Below are 17,061 nucleotides of genomic sequence, written 5' to 3' on the forward strand. Positions count from 1 at the left end.
GCGCGGGTCAGAACGCGACGTTGAGTCGGAGGATGAAGTAGGTCGGCACGGGCATCGCCTGGAAATCGCTCGGGAGCGACGACGTCGAACCGACGTCGGAGTTGCTCTCGGGGTCGATGCCGCTGTAGTCCGTCCAGATCTTCAGGTTGCGGGCGGCGAAGTTGAGGGAGACGTCCTTGGCGCCCCAGGCCCGCGCGGTGAGCGACTTGGGGAGGAGCCAATTGGCCGAGAACTCGCGGAAGCGAAGGAAGTCTGCTTTCTCCATGTAGCCGGCCTGGGTGCGCGACGCGTGCTCGCGCACGGCGACGGCGCGGGCCTGCTGCCACAGCGGCGCGGACTTGTCGTAGGCACCGAAACAGTTGTTGCGGCTGCCGCAGCGAATGCGCTCGGTGCCGTTGAGCAGGTGGTGGCCGCCCTTGTAATCGAAGAGGGCCGTCAGGCGCAGCTGCTTGCGGAAGAGCTCCACGCTGTTGGTGAAGACCGCCTCGTAGCGGGGGATCGAGTAGCCCACGAAGGTCGACGAGTCATCGACGACGATCTCGCTGAGTGTCAGGATGCCGTCGTTATTGGCGTCGGCGTAGCTGCGGATCTGGCGCTGCCAGTAGCCGAAGAGCGGGTAGCCCGGCTGGTTGCGCGTCGTGGTGCCGACCTGCGGAGCCAGCGGGCGCCCCTGCGCGTCGGTGCCCAACGTCTCCAGGTTGTTGTCGTTGGTCGAGCCGTTGATCGAGGTGTTCCAGGTGACGTTGCGCGTGTCGAGCACGAGTGCGTTGACCAGCACCTCGAGTCCGCTGTTGCGCACGGAGCCCAGGTTGGCGCGCTGCGTCGAGAGGCCGGTGCCGAGCGATGGCGGGACGACGGCGCCGATGAGGGCGTCCTTCGTGAGCTTGCGGTAGTACGTGAGCTCGAGCGAGACACGGTCCTGGAAGAGGCGCGAATCGAAGCCTCCCTCGAACTCGGTGGCGCGCTCCGGCTTGAGGACGTCGTTGCCCAGCGAGGTGAAGGTGACCCCCGGCTGATCCTGTAGCGCGACGTTGGTCGTGGTGGGCGAGTAGTAGCGGATGGCGTCGTTGGCCCCCGGCTGCACCCCGGAGGCGCCGTACGCCGACCGCAGGCGGAACTGGCTCAGCCACGACGTCTTGGGGAACCACGCTTCGTCCGACAGGACGTACGAGGCCGAGAACTTCGGGTAGTAGACGCGCTGGAAGTTGGTCCCAAAGGCGCTGTTCTGGTCCGAGCGCACGGCGGCGGTGAGGAAGAGGCGATCGCGGATGGCGACCTGTTCCTCGAGGAAGACGCCGAAGGTCTTGTTCCGGTCGTACGAGGCGTCGGCCAGCTTGGTGGCGCCGCCCGAGATGGTCGACGCGCCCGGCGTGAGGTTCGACGAACCGGCGCCGTTGCGGTCGAAGGTGTTGTTGACCCACTGGACGCCGAGCGACGTGCGCGTGGCGACCGAGGTGAACGGGTTGTACGAGGCGGTGGAGATCGCGTTGGCGGTGATCGTGCGCATGTTCGTGCGGTCGTCCTGCACGAAGCCCAGGCGCGTGGTCCCGACGTCGGCGCAGTTTCCGCGGGCGCAGAACTGCTGGTCGATGCGGCCGATGAAATCGACGCCGGCGTCGGCGCGCACAGCGAGCCAGCTCAGCGGACGATAGTTGACGTTCGACGAGCCGATGTAGCGGTTGATGTACTGCGTGTACACGTCCTGGAAGTGCTCGGCGGGCGTCGAGGCGCGGTAACCGTGCAGGTTGAAGCCCTGCGTGCTGGTGCGCCCGTTTTCGTAGCCGGGGCCGCCGAAGGCGTTGGAGAGGAGGCCCAGTGCGTTGTTGTCGTTCTGCGGCAGGCGGTTGGCCAGCGTGATGTAGCCCGAGGAGAACTGCGCGTCGAGCTTGGGGGAGAGCGCCGCGTCGATGTTGGCGCGGAAGGTCCCGCGCTTGAGCGCGTTGGGCGTGGCCCACTCGTCCTTGATCTTGATGTTGAGCGTATCGAGGCGCTGCTGGTCGAACTCGGGGATCTGGAGCAGCCCCTCCTCGTTTTCGTACTGTCCCGCGACGAAGAAGCGCACCGCCTGCACGCCGCCGGAGACCTGCATCCCGGCGGTCTGGCGGTTCCCCGTGCCGAGCGGTGTGGTGCGGTCGTTCTCGAAGAGGTTGAACTTCGAGAGCGAGTCGGCGACGCAGAAGCCGGTGGAGACCTGCGTGAGCGACGTATTGGTGCAGTTGCGCGTCGTTCCGGCCGGGGCGCGCCCCCACAGCGTGTAGGCGGTGGGCCAGGTGTTGCGATCCTGGATGAGGCCCTGCTCGCCGAAGACGCTGTAGCGCGTCTGGCCGGCGCGGCCACGCTTGGTGGTGATGACGATCACGCCATTGGAGGCGTCGGTGCCGTACAGCGTGGCAGCTGACGGTCCCTTCACGATCTCGATGCTCTCGATCTCGCTCGGGTTGATGTCCTGCGCGCGACTCTGGGCGCCGCCGCCGGTGAAGATGTTCCCGGACAGCGAGCCGTTATCGGAGCGCATGCGCACGCCGTCGATCACGTAGATCGGGTCGTTGGCCAGCGTGATGGAGTTGACGCCGCGAATGCGCACGCGCGCGCCGACGCCGGTGGCGTTCCCCGGCATCACCTGCACGCCGGGCGACTGCGCCACGAGCAGCGAGGCGACGTCGGTCACGGGGGCGGTGGAGGTGCGCTGCGTGACGTCGACCGAGGTGACGGAGTTGCCGAGTTCCACGCGGCGCTGTTCGCCGGTGGCGGTCGTCACGACTTCGGCCAGGCGAATGACGGCCGCCGGCATGTCGAAGTCGACCGTCAAGTTCTGCCCCGACGCGACGGTGATCGACTTCTTCTGTTCCGTGTACCCCACGCGCAGCACGCGCAGGTCGTATGTGCCGGCGGGGACGTTGCGCAGCGTGTAGCGCCCGTCGCCGCCGGTGGAGGTGAAGAGCTGCGTCCCGACGACGATCACGCGGGACTCTGGCAGTGGCTCGCCTGAACCCTGTGCCGCCACCTTGCCGGTGATGGTGCCGCCTTGTGCCAAGGCGACGCCGCTCACCACAGTGACGAGCGCGGACGCGGCGAGGAGAGCGCGCAATGACGCTCGAACCTGACCGAGGACACCCATGGTGGATCTCCAGTGCGATGCGGGAGAAAACCGAACGGCCATTTGGCCACTCTCATTCGCCGCGGGCGCACGCACCGAACCGCCCACGCGGGGAGGGAGAGCGGGGCGAAGTTATGGTGCCGGGGCGCGCCCGGAAAGGACGAGCGTCGCCGATGGAGCCGCGCATGCATCGGTCGAGAATGCCGAGGCGATGCCCGTGTGTCCCAAACGATAAAACGCCGTAAAGATCCACCGGACGATCGTCGGCGCGCACGCGCGGGCACGGCACCTGGTGCGCTCCCCTTGCACGAAGGCGCTCGCGCGCTGCGTTCCGTCGGGTGAAACGCGTACCGTCGTGGTGGGAACGCCGCGTCACGCGCCGGGTACGACGGGGCAACCACACCCGGGGGGCGACGATGTCTTCGATGCTGCTGCACCTGGCGATGAGCGCCGTGATGGCGACCGGGGCACCGGGAGTGCCGATTGCGTATCACGTCGTCCCCGACACCACGCGTGCGGCGGTGCGCGCCGCCATTGGCCGAGCGTACGTCGAGGTCGACAATCGCCATTTCAATGATGCGAACGTCTTCGTGATTCAGGGGCTGCGCTCGGTGCGGCTTGGCACCGTGGGTGGCCTCACCAGCCAGCGCTTCGTGATCCCCAACGACATGGTGGGCGGTGCGCTGCCGGTGCGGTTCGCGGTGCGCCGGCTGGCGACACGTCGCGCGACGCTGAGCGACGAGATCTCCGTGTCCCAGGGCGACACGGTCGGGCTCCTGGTTCCCCCCTTCTGACCCGATCGGTTCTTGCCTGGTGCGCGCCTCGCGGGGCCGGACGGTTGTCCGGCCCCGCGTCGCGTCGGCTGCGTCGCTGACGAGGCACCGCGACCGCGCGCAGTGGTCGGCTGTGCGTGCTGGCAGTAGCTTCGCCGCGACGCCCCCGTGGTCCGGCCGTCCGCCGGCCGCCGTTCCAAGCAGCCTTCCGCCCTCCGACGGCTCCATGTCGCTCTCCGTCTCGCGCCTCGCCTTTGGTACCGCGTTCGTCGTCGCGGTCGCCGTCCCCACGCTCGCCGCGCGGGCCCAGCGCCCCGATCGTGCGGCGCTCCTCATTCGTGGCGGGACCGTCATCGACGGAACGGGGGCCCCCGCGCGCGCGGCCGACGTCGCGATCACCGGCGACACGATCGTCTTCGTGGGCGACGCACGCCGCGCCGGCATCCAGGGGGCGCGCGAGATCGACGCGCGCGGCCTCATCGTCGCGCCGGGGTTCATCGATCCGCACACGCACACCTTTGGCGACCTGCAGAGCACGCGCGTGGAGCGCCGCACCAACGCCGCCTACCTCATGCAGGGGGTGACGACGGTCATCACGGGGAACGACGGCGGCGGTCCGGTCGATGTCGCCGACACCTTCACGCGCTGGGAGAAGAACGGGATCGGGACCAATGCCGCGCTCTTCGTCGGCTTCGGCTCGGTGCGCGGCAAGGTGCTGGGGGCGTCGTCGAGCGCGCCTAACGCCGACCAGCTCTCCCAGATGAAGGCGATGGTGGCCAAGGGGGTGGACGAGGGGGCGCTGGGGCTCAGCACCGGGCTGTACTACGCGCCGCAGAGCTATGCCACCACCGAGGAGGTGATCGCCCTCGCCCGCGAGGCCGGGGTGCGTGGCGGCGTGTACGACTCGCACCTGCGCGACGAGAGCTCGTACACCATCGGGCTGATGGGGGCCATTCGCGAGATCCTGCGCATCGGCAAGGAGGCGGCACTCCCGGTGCACATCGCGCACATCAAGGCGTTAGGCGTGGACGTGTGGGGAGAGAGCGACAGCGTGATCGCGCTGGTGACGCGCGCCCAGCGCGCGGGGCAGAAGGTCACCGCCGACCAGTACCCCTACACCGCGAGCGGGACGGGGGTGGGGGCGGCGCTCCTGCCGCGCTGGGCCGAGGCCGGCGGGCGCGACTCGCTCCGCTCGCGCATCACCAACCCCGAGCAGCGCGACCGCCTGGTGGCCGCCATGCAGGACAACATGCGCCGTCGCGGGGGCGCCGCCTCGCTCCTCATCACCGGTGGGCGCGACCGCGCCCTGGTGGGGAAGACGCTCGAGCAGGTGGCCAAGGCGCGCAACGCCGACCCGATCCTCACCGCACTGGAGATCATCATGGACGGCGACGCCGGGGTCGCGTCGTTCAACATGAACGAGGACGACATCGCCCGCTTCATGCGCGAGCCGTGGGTCTTCACCGGCTCCGACGGCTCCGATGGGCACCCGCGCAAGTACGGCACCTATCCGCGCAAGCTGCACGACTACGTCCTCGGCAAGAAGGTCATCACGCTCGAGCAGATGGTGCAGCGTTCGTCGTTCGAGGTGGCTGGCGCGTTGGGCCTGGGCAAGCGCGGGGCGCTGCGCCAGGGGTGGCAGGCCGACGTGATCGTGATGGACACCGCGAAGGTGGCCGAGCGCGCGACGTACGAGCAGCCCGAGCTGCTGGCCGAGGGGATGCAGTACGTGATCGTCAACGGGGCACTCGCCGTGAGTGAGGGGAAGCTCACTGGGGCAATGGCGGGGCGCGGGGTGCGTCGCACGAAGCGGTAGCGTGAAGACGCGCCGTCAGATGGACTGTCTCGTGCGCCCCCTCCTGCGCCCCCTCCCGCGCGATCCGCGCGCCCTGCGCGACCGCGCGCGCGGCGGCATCGGCGCGTTGGCGATCGCGGGGACGATCGCGGCGGCGATCGCAGGAACGATCGCGGCGTCCGCGCGCGTAGCGACGGCGCAGGCGCCGATCCTCTACTCCCTCTCGTCGCAGCAGAATCCGCGCGGGCTGCACTGGCGGCGCATCGACGCCCCGCACTTCACCGTCATCTACCCCGACTCGCTCGCCCGCGAGGCGCAACGCGCGGTCACCCTGCTCGAACGCGCGTACGAGCCGCTCACCAAGACGCTGGCGCGCAAGCCGGAGCGCATCCCGGTGGTGCTCAACAGTTCGTCGATGACCTCCAATGCCTTCGTGGCGTGGGGGCCGCGGCGCTCGCAGTGGTATGCGCTTCCCAGCACGACGGTGGATGGGATGGGGCCGGTGGAGTGGTACTCGCTCCTCACCGTGCACGAGGGACGACACATCGTGCAGGAGCGCGCGGTGCGCACCGGGATCATCGGCATCCTCGCGCGGCTCTTCGGCGACAACACGACGGCCTTCTTCGGGGGCGCGCTCTACTTCCCCGCCTGGTTCTGGGAAGGCGATGCGGTGGGGATGGAAACGGCGCTCACCGCCGACGGACGCGGGCGACAGCCGAGCTTCACGCAGCGCATTCGCGCCCTGTCGCTCGCCGGTGAACCGTATCGATACCATCAGGCGTGGCAGGGATCGTATCGCACGTACTACCCCGATTGGTACGAACTCGGCTACCTGCTCACGACGCACGTGCGCCGGACCTACGGCGACTCGGCGTGGCGTCGCGTGATCACGCGGGCGGCGCGCAATCCCATCGCGCCGGTGGCGCTGAGCATGGCACTCAAGCGCGAGACCGGGCGCACACTCGTGCAGCTGCACGCCGATGCGGTGCGCGCCGCCGACTCCACCTGGCGCGCGCAGCAGCGCACGGTGGTAGAGACGCCGGCGTCGGTGCTGTCGAGCGCCCGCGCCGACTACTACGAGTTCACGCTCCCACAGTACGCGGGCGATGGGAGCCTGATCGCGCTCTATGGCGACCTGGGCACGACGCGCCGCCTGGTGCGCCTTCGTGACGGTAAGGTCGAGGTGCTGCACCGAACCGTTGGGCTCTTCGGCGACCTGCAGTTCCACGTGCGCGGGAAGACCGTGGTGTGGAGCGAGTACGAGGTGTCGCCGCGCTGGGGTGAGGAGAGCTACCTGGTGATCAAGACGCTCGACCTCGACACGAAGCAGGTGCGACGCCTCACCGATCGCTCGCGCTTGTTCTCCCCGGCACTCTCCCCCGACGGGACGCGCCTCGTGGCCGTCGACTTCGCGCGCACGCGTGAGGCGACGCTCGTGATCCTCGAGGCCGGCAGTGGACGCGAGGTGCAGCGCATCCCGAACGGTTCGGGGCACTTTCTGGTCACCCCCACGTGGGGGGCGGATGGGCGCTCGCTGTTCGTCGTGGCGGTCGATCGCTCGCGCGGCAATGCGTTGGTGCGCCTCCCGCTCGATGGCGCCGCGGCCGACACGATCATCCCGTTCACGCACGACGCCATCTCGCGCCCCGTGGCGCATGGCACGCGCGTGTACTTCGGGAGCCCGCACTCGGGGCTCGACAACATCTACGCGGTCGACCTCACCACGCGCGCCATTGCGCAGGTGACGTCGCGCCCGTTGGGGGCGATGTGGCCCGCGGTGTCGCCTAACGGCGATCGCGTGGCGTTCAGCGACTACTCCATTCGCGGCTACGATCTCGCCGAGATGCCGCTCGACCCGGCGCGCTTCGTTCCGGCGCCGTTCACGGTGACGCACACGACGGCGGCCGCCGAGGACCTCACGCGGCAGGAGCAGGGGGGGAGCCTCCTCGATGCGTTGCCATCGACGGAGTGGCGCTCGCGCCCCTTCGCCGGGTGGTCGCGTCTCTTCGACTTTCACTCGCTGTCCATCGCGCCGGCGAGCGACGGGGTGAACACCTCGCTCTTTGCCGAGTCGCGCAACGTGCTCAACACGGTTGGCGTGATGGTGGGGCCCACGTTCAACGTCAACGAGCGCACGCTGTCGTTGGAGGCGGGGGCGAGCTATGCCGGGCTCCCGGTCATCGTCGACGTGGCGGCGCGCGTGGGCTCGCGCGCGTCGACGTACGCCGACAGCAACGACGTGACGCAGCCCTACTCCTGGAACGAACGCGCCGTGACCACGTCGCTTCGCCTGCCGCTCACGCGCCTCACGGGGCAGGTGCGGCAGTCGCTCTCGGCCGGCCTCACGCTCGGACGCACGCAGATCAGCGACCAGCCCGTGGCGTTCCGCAACGAGAACAACAACGGCGACCTCACGACGCTCACCTACGCGCTCAGCGCGTCGCAGGTGCAGAGCGCGGCCTATCGCGACCTCTTTCCCGTGGGGGCGGTGGTCTCGGCGTACTACCGCCATACCCCGCCGCCGACCGACTACACGTCACACCAGGCGACGCTGAGTGCGGCGCTCTACCTCCCCGGGGCCTGGAAGCATCACGCGCTGGTGCTCGATGCGGCCCGAGAGCTGCAACGTCCCGGGAGCTATCGCTTCTCCTCGCTCGTCCGCTTCCCCCGCGGCTACAGCTCGCGGTTCCACGAGTCGCTCACGCGGGTGGGGGCCACGTACCACCTGCCGCTGCTCTATCCCGACTTGGCGCTCGGCCACTGGCTGTACGCCCGCCGGGTGCAAGGCAACGTGTTCGGCGACGTCGGGCGCGGCACCGACCGCGCCGGCACGCATGGCGTCGACTATCGCTCGGTGGGGAGCGAGCTCACCGTCGAGCTGTCGCCCTTCGGGCTACGGACCAGCGCGTGGATCGGGATGCGCGTGAGCCGGCAGTTGACGACCGGCGGCAAGACGGTGAGCGAGGCGATCATCTCGCTGCGCTGAGCTCGCGCTCCGCGCTCGTTTACGCCACGCCGAATGCGAACACCGTCCGCGAGCGGAAGGCGCGCTCCGGCCGCAGGATGCTGCTCGGGAAGTCGGGGTGGTTGGGCGAGTCGGGAAAGTGCTGCGTTTCCAGGCAGACGCCGGCGTACTGCGGGTAGCGACGACCGCCCTTGCCCGTGATGGAGCCATCGAGCCAGCTCCCGGTGTAGAGCTGTAGCCCCGGTTCCGTCGTGTGCACGTCGAGGGTGCGCCCGGTGAGCGGGTCATGCAGGTGGGCGGCGTGCGCGAGTGCGCTGGTCTGCACCGGGCGGTCGAGCACGAAGTTGTGATCGTAGCCGTTCCCGAGGGCGAGCTGCGGATGCGAGTCGCGGATGCGCGCGCCGGTCGCCGTCGGCGTGCGAAAGTCGAACGGTGTTCCGTCGACGGGGGTCAGCGCGCCGGTGGGAATCAACGTCGCATCGACCGGGGTGTAGCGCGAGGCGCGGAGCTGCAGCACATGTCCCAGGACGTCGTTGCACCTGGCGCCCGCGAGGTTCCAGTAGCTGTGCTGGCAGGGATTGAACGGCGTGGCGCGCGTGGTGGTGGCCGAGTAGTCGACCACGAGGCGGTCGTCGTCGTCGAGGAGGTAGCGCACGGTGAAGTGCACCTCCCCGGGATACCCCTCATCGCCGTCGGCGCTCACCAGCGACAGGCGGACTCCCGCCCCTTCGGCCGACGCGACGGCGCGCGCGGTGAAGAGTCGCTTGTCGAAGCCGACGACGCCTCCATGCAGGTGATTGGGGGCGTTGTTGGTCGCCAGGGAGTACGTCACGCCGTCGAGGATGAAGCGCCCCTGCGCGATGCGATTGCCATACCGGCCGGTGACCGCGCCGAAGTACGGCGAACGCGTGAGGTAGCCGTCGACGTCGTCCACCCCCAGCACCACGTCGTCACGCTCCCCGTCGCGCCCCGCCACCTCGACCGCCGCGATGATCGCGCCTAACGTGAGGACGGTGACGACCGTCCCGCGACGGTTGCTGAGGTCATAGGCATGCACCGGCTCCCCCGACGGCATCCGTCCCCAGCTCCGCCGGGCGACGCGCCCCTCGGCGCGGTATGGCAGTGGCGGCGGCAACACGCTCGCGTCAGGAGAGGTCACGGGAGGCTGGGCAGACGGGAAGGACGCGGTCGATGCGGGGCGTGCGCGGCTCCACCAGTCTCACCGCAAGTCATCGCCGAGACAAGTGAAGCGCAGGACCCCCTGCGCTCCCCCCACCCTTCCCGCCATACTGCAGTCACTCGTTCCCAGCGTTCGCTGGGAGATGCTTCCCGTCTACCGCTCGCCAGACATGTCGATCGTCCGCCCCGCCACGCACTACGACCGCGAGTACTTCAACAAGTGGTACCGGCACCCCAAGCACCGTGTGAAGTCGCCGCTCGACATCGAACGGCAGCTGCGCTTCATCGTGGCGGCCACCGAGTATCTCTTCGAACGCCCGGTGCGGAAGGTGCTCGACGTTGGGGCCGGGGAGGGGAACTGGTCGGTCGCCCTCAAGAAGATCCGCCCCGGGGCGCGCTACTACGGCGTTGACGCCAGCGAGTACGCGGTCGAGCGCTTCGGCAAGAAGCGGAACATCCGGTTAGGCACCTTCGGCACCGTCGGGACCCTCGGCCTCCCCGATGATTTCGACCTCGTCCTGAGTTGCGGGGTGCTGAACTACGTGGCGCCCCGGGAGCTGGCGACGGGCCTCAAGGCGCTCGCCGAACTGTGCCCGGGGGCGGGCTACTTCGAGGTCTTCTCCAGCGCCGATGATGCGACGGGCGACTTCAAGCGTGAGGAGGCGCGCACCCCTGCCTTCTGGCGTTCGCTCTTCCGGAAGAACGGCTGGAGCGCGCTCGGGATGCACCTGTATCTGCCAACCCCCATCGAGGGGGTGGCCGCGGCGTTGGAGCGGGCGAGGGCGTGACGTCCCTGAGGTAGGGAAGCCTGTCCCGGCGAACGCGGGGACGAGTGACGGCATGATGTCTCGGCCGCGCGGTGTGTCGGTGTGCGCCTGCCGCCTATCGCGCGTCCCCTCGTACCGCCGGCAGCAGCAACTCTAGCACCCACGCATTCCCCGGTTGCAGATCCAGCGCCTTGGCGTAGGCCAGCTTGGCCTCCTCGAGGCGCCCCTGCTTCACGTACACCTGCCCCAGCCAGCCGTACGCCTCGGCGTGCCCCCACCACGGGGCGGGCGACGCGGGGGCATCCTTGTCAAAGAGGGCCAGCGCCCGCTTGAGGCTCACCTCCGCCTTCTCCGCGCTTCCGCCAAACAGCTTGGGGCGAAAGAGGTCCGAGACCCCCTTGAGCATCCAGACGCGCGGGTTCTCCGGCCCGGCGGCGACCGCCTCGTCGAGGAGGCGAAGCGACTTTGCGCCCATCCGGAGGCCAGCCATCGCCCCGCCCAGGCTGATGAGCTGCCCGACCACCGCCGACTGCAGTGCCGCGGTCTCGGGCCAGCGCAGCGCGGCCGCCGAGCGGGCCAGCGTCTGCTCCGCATCCTCGAACATGGTCCGCGCGACCTTGGCATCGCGTCCGGAGGTGGCCAGGTAGCTCGCCTTGCGATACAGGACGAAGCCCCGGTAATGCAGCAGGACCGCATCGTTAGGCTTCCGCGACAGCCCGGCCTCCACGAAGGCGAGCGCGCGATCGAAGTCGGCGGGGCGGCTCGTCACCAGCGCCCGGTCGATAAGCGTGCGGAGCGAGTCGCCGGCGACCGGCGCCAACCCCGCATGGGCGGGGTAGGCGAGCGTCCGACGCACTCATCGCCGGCGACGAACCTCGACGCATGATCGGTCACGCGCCACGAGCGCATCGAGCGTGCATGCCGCGCGCATCAGGCGCGCCGCAAACGTCGAACGAGTACCGCGAGCGCGCGGCCGCCATGAAATGGCGCGACATGCCAGCGACCGCGTCACACCGTGGCAAGACGTTGCCGCACCCAGCGCACCGCTCGTGTACGACGCGTATCCCACACATCGTCGCGATACTCGGCAATGCGCGACTCGGCGTGTTTCAGTACGCGCTTCACGTCGTCGGTCGTGAACTGGTGAAAAGGCATGAACGGGAAGGGATGCTCGCGGACGCGATCGCGGAACGCGGCGATCGCCGGATACTCGGCACTCAAGCGCGGCGCCGGGCGCAGTGCGCGAGCGCATCAGATCGCGCTTGGGGAATCGGCGCCGAAAGCGTACGCGAGATAGCGCGATTCGACGAGGTCCCAGAACGCACGCGTGTCTTCGCGCTCGTCGATCGCATCGTACTCCAGCGCCGTGCACAGCAGCCCCCAGAGCACGTGATCCTCGCGCCCCGACATGTTGCGCGTGGGCGATTCGGGGGCCTTCTCCCAGTGCCGCAGGTAGGCGCCGTTCATCGCGTAGGCGGTGGGAAAGCCGCTGCGCCACATGCGCAGGTTGAACTCCGTCCACTCCCCCCAGAACTCCCGCCGCGGGTTGAATCCGCCAATGTCCAGGAACAGGCGCCGATAGCCGGCGACGAGCATGCCCTGCACCGGCATGAAGCGCAGGCCGTTCAGGTCGATGCGCGGCGTGGAGCGCCGCGGCTTGAAGCGCCGATCCGAATCCTCCACGAGCGACTGTACGCCGAGAATCCCCACCGGTTGACTTTGCAGCTGCTCTTCGAGCACGCCGAGCAGGTCCCCGTGGACCGTGAGGTCGTCGTCGATGAACGCCAGCAACGGCGTCTTGCAGTGATTCAGTTGTTGGGTGCGCCCACTGCCGATCGTTGGCTTCTGCGTGTTGAAATGGACGTTGACCTCGAGCCTCGCCGGCGCGCCGAAGCCGCCGCACGACGTCCTGCGGCCGTTCGCGCGTATCCCAGTTGTAGACGACGTCGATGACGGTGCCTGCGCGGGAGGCGCGACTCGCCTAGCGATTCGAGCAGTTGGACGAGGTACGGCTCGCGCCGCGGGATGGTGAGGATGCTGAATGTCCAACGTGGACGGTTGGGAACCAGCGCCATCAAGCCTCCTGAATGCCGGTGAGCTGACGCAACACGTCGCGCCAACCAGCGATTCCCGGGGGGGCTTACACCACCCGGGGGTGCGCGCAGATAGCGTGACAGGTTCCATCATCACGGCGAATCACGAAGCGCCGATCGGCCGCCAACAGAGCGACACATCGTTGTCGCCGTCGCCCACCGCGCCACGAGCTTGCGCGGCCGCCCGAGCAGGGCCAGTGCGCTAAGCACGCGCGCACGCCGCGTCCTTGTCGCCGCTCCCCCGTCATCGCAAGCCAGGCGCCACCCGACGCCACGGTACGCCCTCGAAGCGCGGAGTGCGTCGACAAGCGGCGTGAGTGCGCATCGCCGATGCACGAGGTACGGACGCACCAGAGCGAGCACCGCCGGTCCAGCGCCGGCGCGAGTTCGCCCTGGTCCCTCGAATTGACGCCAACGTCGCGCGCAACTTCCTGCACTTCGCCCCCTGAGATCAGCGGCAGGGGCGCCCAGGAACGACACGCACCATGCGCGGCCGTCGATGTCCTCGCGCGTCCCCAGTGGGCGGAGCGCGTCATGCCAGGGCAGGGCGATCACCGCGCCATTCTCGGCCACGACCGGACCCTCGAGTCCGAGGTCACGCTGGTTGCGCGAGAGTTCCAGGATCGTTCGACTCGATGCCAGCACACAGCGCACGAGCGTCGACATGGCAGACAACTCGCCGGTCGCGACGGCGTACCGGCCATGCTCGTCGAGAAGCGTTCCGTCGACATCAGAGAACAGGAGAATCGAGCGCATCACTTGCCCTACCCGCGATGGGTGGCCGGATTGCGGGGCATCGCAATCGCCCGCTCCGCGCGGCGACGCACACCTCGCGATACCAGTGCGCCGAGCGCTTCCACGTCCGACGCTGGGTTTCGAAGTCGACGTGGACGAGACCAAACCGCGGACGGTAGCCAGAGGCCCACTCGAAATTGTCGTAGAGCGACCACGCATGATAGCTGCGCACGTTTGGCTCCGGCCTGCATGGCCTCGTGAACGGCCCAATGTGCGCATGGTGATAGTTGATGCGCGCGTCATCGTGCACGATTCCATCGGCACCCGGTGCCTCGTCAAATGCGCATCCACTCTCACACACCTCGATCGGCACGTCTCCGTACTCTCGCGTGATGGACAGCAGCACATCATGCAACGCACGCGGCCAGATTTCCCATCCCATCGCGGTGCGTTTCCCCTCGCTGCGCCCAAACGCATTCTCGATGCGCTTCACCCCGTGCGTAGCGGTGCTGAAGTCGGCATGGGCCCCCGTCGAGCGTTCGTCGGACAGGATGTCGAAGAGGAAATAGGGAGGTCCGGTAGATGATCCCGCCGCCGCTCACCACCAACCGATAGTACGTGTTGACCCCGATGAAATCGAGCGGCGTTTGCATGCGCGACTTGTCCTCAGGGCGCATCCCCAGCGCCTGTAGTGGCATGCTCGCGAGAAACGGAGCGGGATAGCGGCCGTTCATCAACGGGCCGACGAACAGGTGGTTGAAGACAGCATCGGCGTAGTCGGTGGCGTCGCGATCGTCCCTGGGAGTTGGTGGCGGGCTCGCAGGGTGCCATCGCGAAGACGGGACCCACCTGAGCCTCGGGTCGTACCGCCTGGCTGCACGGAACCCCGGCGTGCGCCATGGTGATGACGTGAACGGCGCGGAGGAAGTCGGGAAGGCTCTGTCGTCCGGGCGCATATCGCCCGAGGAGATAACCGCGCGAGGAGAAGATGAAGGGTTCGTTGAAGAGCGACCAGTGTTGCACGCGATCCCCGAGGGCATTCACGACGATCGCCGAGTATTCCGCAAAGCGCGACGCGGTGTCGCGTTCGGCCCATCCGCCGGCGTCCTCCAACGTCTGGGGCAGATCCCAGTGATACAGCGTCGGGAACGGCCGAATCCCGGCCTCGAGGAGTCCGTCGACGAGGCGCGAATAGAAGTCCAGCCCGCTACGGTTTGGGCGTCCTCGCCCGTGGCTGGATTCGGGGCCACGCGATCGAGAAACGATAGCTGCCCACGCCGAGTTCGCGGATCAGGGCGAGATCGTCCTGCCATCGGCGATAGTGCTCGCAGGCCACGGACGCGTCCTCTCCACGCTCCATTGCGCCGGGCGCGCTCAGCAAAGTTTCTCCCAGATGGAGCGTCCGCGCCATCCGCGTCGAGGGCTCCCCTCGATCTGATAGGCGGATGGCGACACCCCAGAGGAAACCCGGCGGGAATCGGGCGGCCAGGACGTGCGCATCGGAAACAGTCACCGATGCAAGTTAGCAGGGCGTGGAGTCGGAGTAACCCTTGTTGGCGAAACCCCTAAAGGATCACACGAACGCCGCCCAACGCCTCGATGCGGTGCGGAAAGCGGTCACTTGGCGTCCTGATGAACATGGTCTGGGCACCCGCAGCCGTCGAGACAGACGCTCGATCAACTCCGGGCCAAACGCCCGCGCACGGCGAGAAAGTCGATCCGCAGCGACGGATAGAGCCGATCGATCAGTCGAAGTTGCTCGGCCAGCCCCGGAGGGATCTCGTTGCTTGCATCGTAAACGTGGACGACCGTTAGGCGACTCGTCTGCTCGTTTCGAGCACGTAGAGCGCCGCCCGGTTGAGCACGTCGATGGCGTCCCCTTGGGGAAGCACACCACGCCGCGATCCCTGATGCGGCGCAGTCGTTGCCCACGCGCCCGCGCAGCCCCGCATTGAGCTGAAAGAGGTGTGCCACGAACCGCTGGCTGGTGCTGAGCAGCAGGCGGAGTATCGTCACGCGCAGGAACATCAACGTGACGGCACCGAGGGCAATCAGGAAGTACAGCAGGAAGATCTGCAGGTTGAGCGGCTCGAGCAGCACATTGCCGATCAGCGCCACCAGTACTGCCGCGAGTGCCACCAGCACGGCGCCCACGCTCGCCCGCGTGGCACGTGGCAGCTCGGCGCGCTCCTGCTTGAGCAGCAGGTTGCCGATGGCAAACAGCGCCATCACGCACAGGGAAGGGATAAGGTGCATGCCACCCCGGCGAGGAGTTGTACACGCCCTTGCGTCACCGCGAGGATGGAGACGCACAGCGCCAGGAAGCCAAGGATGATCCAATGACTGGTGACGCGCAGCCGGTTCTCCCGCAGCAGGACCTGAGGCAGGACCGAGTCCAGGCTCATGCGGCGCGCCAGCCCGGTGACACCGACGAAACTGGTGAGCACCGCACCCGAGAGCACCAGCACGGCATCGACGCTCACGAGCCAGCCCAACCACTCGCCTGCGCTGCGCGCCCCCATCTGCGCCAACAGGTCGCCCGGAACGGCCTGAATCGCCGCCAGCGGCAACAAGCCAAGCGACAGAATGCTGTGACCAACGGATTGAACACAGTGACCGCCCGCCACATGTTGTGAAGCGTCTGCGGAAAGACGCCGGGCTGCTGTTCCTCGATGAAGTTGGCAGATGACTCGAAGCCGCTGATGCCGAGCATCGCCGCCGCCAACCCGAAGAAGAGCGCCCGCCCCACCCCCCCGGCGGAGGCACGCGCAAGTTGGCAAACAACAGTGCCGGGTCACGCAACACGGCCACCAGGCCGGCCACCACCAACAGTGTGAGGACCGTCAGGTGAAAGACGAAGATGACGAGCGCCACGGACGCCGACTCACCGATGCCCCACAGGGTGAGCATCGCGAAGGCCGCCAGCAGTGCCACCGTGGCTCCACCCACTGGGAGCGCCGTGACCATGTATGCGCGCCGCGTAGCGCGAGGCTTCGCCAGCCGAGATCACCGCAGTGGCGACATACGACAGTAGCGTCAGGCACGCCGCCACCGCCGCGATGCGCTTGCTCGTCGTGTTGAGCAGGACTGGACGACCCGCCATTGAGCGGTAGGGCACTTCCCACTTCCGCATACACGCCGCGAAAGAGGTAGAGCACGCCGCTGACCATGAGCAGGACCAGGGGGGCCAATGCGCCAGCCTGCGCCGCGCAGAGCGCGGAGACGTACAGCACACTGGACGGGATGTCGTTGCCGCAGAGCGCCGCCGCCTTCCAGGGACCGAGTTGAGGCGCATGCGGCGGTGCCGGCGCGCCAAGGGGGGCCGCCTCGAGGTCGACGATACGCCGCGCCTCACCCCAACCAGCAAAGGCGAACGACTCGGCTTCTTCACCGAGCGAGTGGGCGCCGACAATGTGTTGACTGCTTTCGGTCGACCGTGGGCCGGATGTCTGCATGAGTTGGTCGGTGCGGGCAGACTCGCCCCTCATTGCTCCGAGCGTTTCGTCGGCGTCCTCGCGTCGTGCGCGGACGAAATCGCGTCGGGAATCGCGACGGGCGCCTCGGGGATGGTCGGCGCTTCGAACTGGAGCGGCGGCGTATGCAGAGATGATGCCGGGGATCATCGTATTGATGATCGTGAAGACGACCATGGCGCCA

Annotated in this window: 13 protein-coding genes and 1 pseudogene; 4 read left to right on the top strand and 10 right to left on the bottom strand. The window is 68.2% G+C overall.

Annotated features, from left to right (window positions below; genetic code table 11):
- Positions 1-7: 7 nt before the first annotated feature.
- A complete protein-coding gene (locus IPN47_21045) occupies positions 8-3,088 on the bottom strand; it encodes a SusC/RagA family TonB-linked outer membrane protein (protein MBK9410484.1) in 3,081 nt (1,026 codons plus the stop codon).
- Positions 3,089-3,522: 434 nt separating this feature from the next.
- Between IPN47_21045 and IPN47_21050 the strand changes: the two genes are divergently transcribed.
- The 3 genes from IPN47_21050 to IPN47_21060 all read left to right on the top strand — a co-directional run bounded on the left by IPN47_21050 (position 3,523) and on the right by IPN47_21060 (position 8,651).
- Positions 3,523-3,891, top strand: a complete 369-nt coding sequence (locus tag IPN47_21050) for a hypothetical protein (GenBank protein MBK9410485.1) — start codon at positions 3,523-3,525, stop codon at positions 3,889-3,891.
- 205 nt (positions 3,892-4,096) lie between these two features.
- The gene (locus tag IPN47_21055) at positions 4,097-5,686 is read left to right on the top strand and encodes an amidohydrolase family protein (protein MBK9410486.1); all 1,590 of its coding nucleotides are present in this window, start codon (positions 4,097-4,099) and stop codon (positions 5,684-5,686) included.
- 1 nt (position 5,687) lies between these two features.
- On the top strand, positions 5,688-8,651 hold the full coding sequence (locus IPN47_21060; protein MBK9410487.1) for a PD40 domain-containing protein: 2,964 nt from the start codon (positions 5,688-5,690) through the stop codon (positions 8,649-8,651).
- Positions 8,652-8,670: 19 nt separating this feature from the next.
- On the opposite strand, the gene IPN47_21065 is transcribed toward IPN47_21060, so the two are convergent.
- A complete protein-coding gene (locus IPN47_21065; GenBank protein ID MBK9410488.1) occupies positions 8,671-9,705 on the bottom strand; it encodes a galactose mutarotase in 1,035 nt (344 codons plus the stop codon).
- Between the two features lie 274 nt (positions 9,706-9,979).
- Here IPN47_21065 and IPN47_21070 point away from each other — a divergent pair, with 274 nt between their 5' ends.
- Entirely contained in the window at positions 9,980-10,597 is a 618-nt protein-coding gene (locus IPN47_21070; GenBank protein ID MBK9410489.1) for a class I SAM-dependent methyltransferase, read from the top strand.
- A gap of 94 nt (positions 10,598-10,691) precedes the next feature.
- Here the strand turns inward: IPN47_21070 and IPN47_21075 are convergent, their stop codons facing one another.
- The 8 genes and pseudogenes from IPN47_21075 to IPN47_21110 all read right to left on the bottom strand — a co-directional run bounded on the left by IPN47_21075 (position 10,692) and on the right by IPN47_21110 (position 16,031).
- Complete coding sequence (locus IPN47_21075; protein ID MBK9410490.1) at positions 10,692-11,432, bottom strand: tetratricopeptide repeat protein; 741 nt, start codon at positions 11,430-11,432, stop codon at positions 10,692-10,694.
- A 152-nt stretch (positions 11,433-11,584) separates the two neighbouring features.
- Positions 11,585-11,797 carry a hypothetical protein gene (locus IPN47_21080; GenBank protein ID MBK9410491.1) on the bottom strand — a complete coding sequence of 71 codons (213 nt, stop codon included), beginning with the start codon at positions 11,795-11,797 and terminating at the stop codon, positions 11,585-11,587.
- A gap of 30 nt (positions 11,798-11,827) precedes the next feature.
- Positions 11,828-12,625: a glycosyltransferase gene (locus IPN47_21085; GenBank protein MBK9410492.1), complete on the bottom strand. Its 798-nt coding sequence runs from the start codon at positions 12,623-12,625 to the stop codon at positions 11,828-11,830.
- Positions 12,626-12,762: 137 nt separating this feature from the next.
- Positions 12,763-13,425, bottom strand: coding sequence for an HAD hydrolase family protein (locus IPN47_21090; protein MBK9410493.1), 663 nt, complete (start codon positions 13,423-13,425; stop codon positions 12,763-12,765).
- On the bottom strand, positions 13,400-13,897 hold the full coding sequence (locus tag IPN47_21095) for a family 1 glycosylhydrolase (GenBank protein ID MBK9410494.1): 498 nt from the start codon (positions 13,895-13,897) through the stop codon (positions 13,400-13,402). The genes IPN47_21090 and IPN47_21095 overlap by 26 nt, the downstream gene beginning before the upstream one ends.
- A 173-nt stretch (positions 13,898-14,070) precedes the next feature.
- Positions 14,071-14,904, bottom strand: a pseudogene (locus tag IPN47_21100) (family 1 glycosylhydrolase).
- Between the two features lie 177 nt (positions 14,905-15,081).
- The gene (locus tag IPN47_21105) at positions 15,082-15,660 is read right to left on the bottom strand and encodes a hypothetical protein (protein MBK9410495.1); all 579 of its coding nucleotides are present in this window, start codon (positions 15,658-15,660) and stop codon (positions 15,082-15,084) included.
- Positions 15,633-16,031: an amino acid permease gene (locus IPN47_21110; protein ID MBK9410496.1), complete on the bottom strand. Its 399-nt coding sequence runs from the start codon at positions 16,029-16,031 to the stop codon at positions 15,633-15,635. The genes IPN47_21105 and IPN47_21110 overlap by 28 nt, the downstream gene beginning before the upstream one ends.
- Positions 16,032-17,061 lie beyond the last annotated feature (1,030 nt).

Source organism: Gemmatimonadota bacterium (assembly GCA_016719105.1).
In the GTDB taxonomy this organism is placed as follows: domain Bacteria; phylum Gemmatimonadota; class Gemmatimonadetes; order Gemmatimonadales; family Gemmatimonadaceae; genus SCN-70-22.

What these genes read in the sequence shown, in the direction of transcription:
- IPN47_21070 (MBK9410489.1), top strand. Translation starts at nt 9,980, where the DNA reads ATGTCGATCGTCCGCCCCGCCACGCACTACGACCGCGAGTACTTCAAC.
- IPN47_21065 (MBK9410488.1), bottom strand. Translation starts at nt 9,705, where the DNA reads ATGCCGTCGGGGGAGCCGGTGCATGCCTATGACCTCAGCAACCGTCGC.
- IPN47_21055 (MBK9410486.1), top strand. Translation starts at nt 4,097, where the DNA reads ATGTCGCTCTCCGTCTCGCGCCTCGCCTTTGGTACCGCGTTCGTCGTC.
- IPN47_21050 (MBK9410485.1), top strand. Translation starts at nt 3,523, where the DNA reads ATGCTGCTGCACCTGGCGATGAGCGCCGTGATGGCGACCGGGGCACCG.
- IPN47_21105 (MBK9410495.1), bottom strand. Translation starts at nt 15,660, where the DNA reads ATGCACCTTATCCCTTCCCTGTGCGTGATGGCGCTGTTTGCCATCGGC.
- IPN47_21090 (MBK9410493.1), bottom strand. Translation starts at nt 13,425, where the DNA reads ATGCGCTCGATTCTCCTGTTCTCTGATGTCGACGGAACGCTTCTCGAC.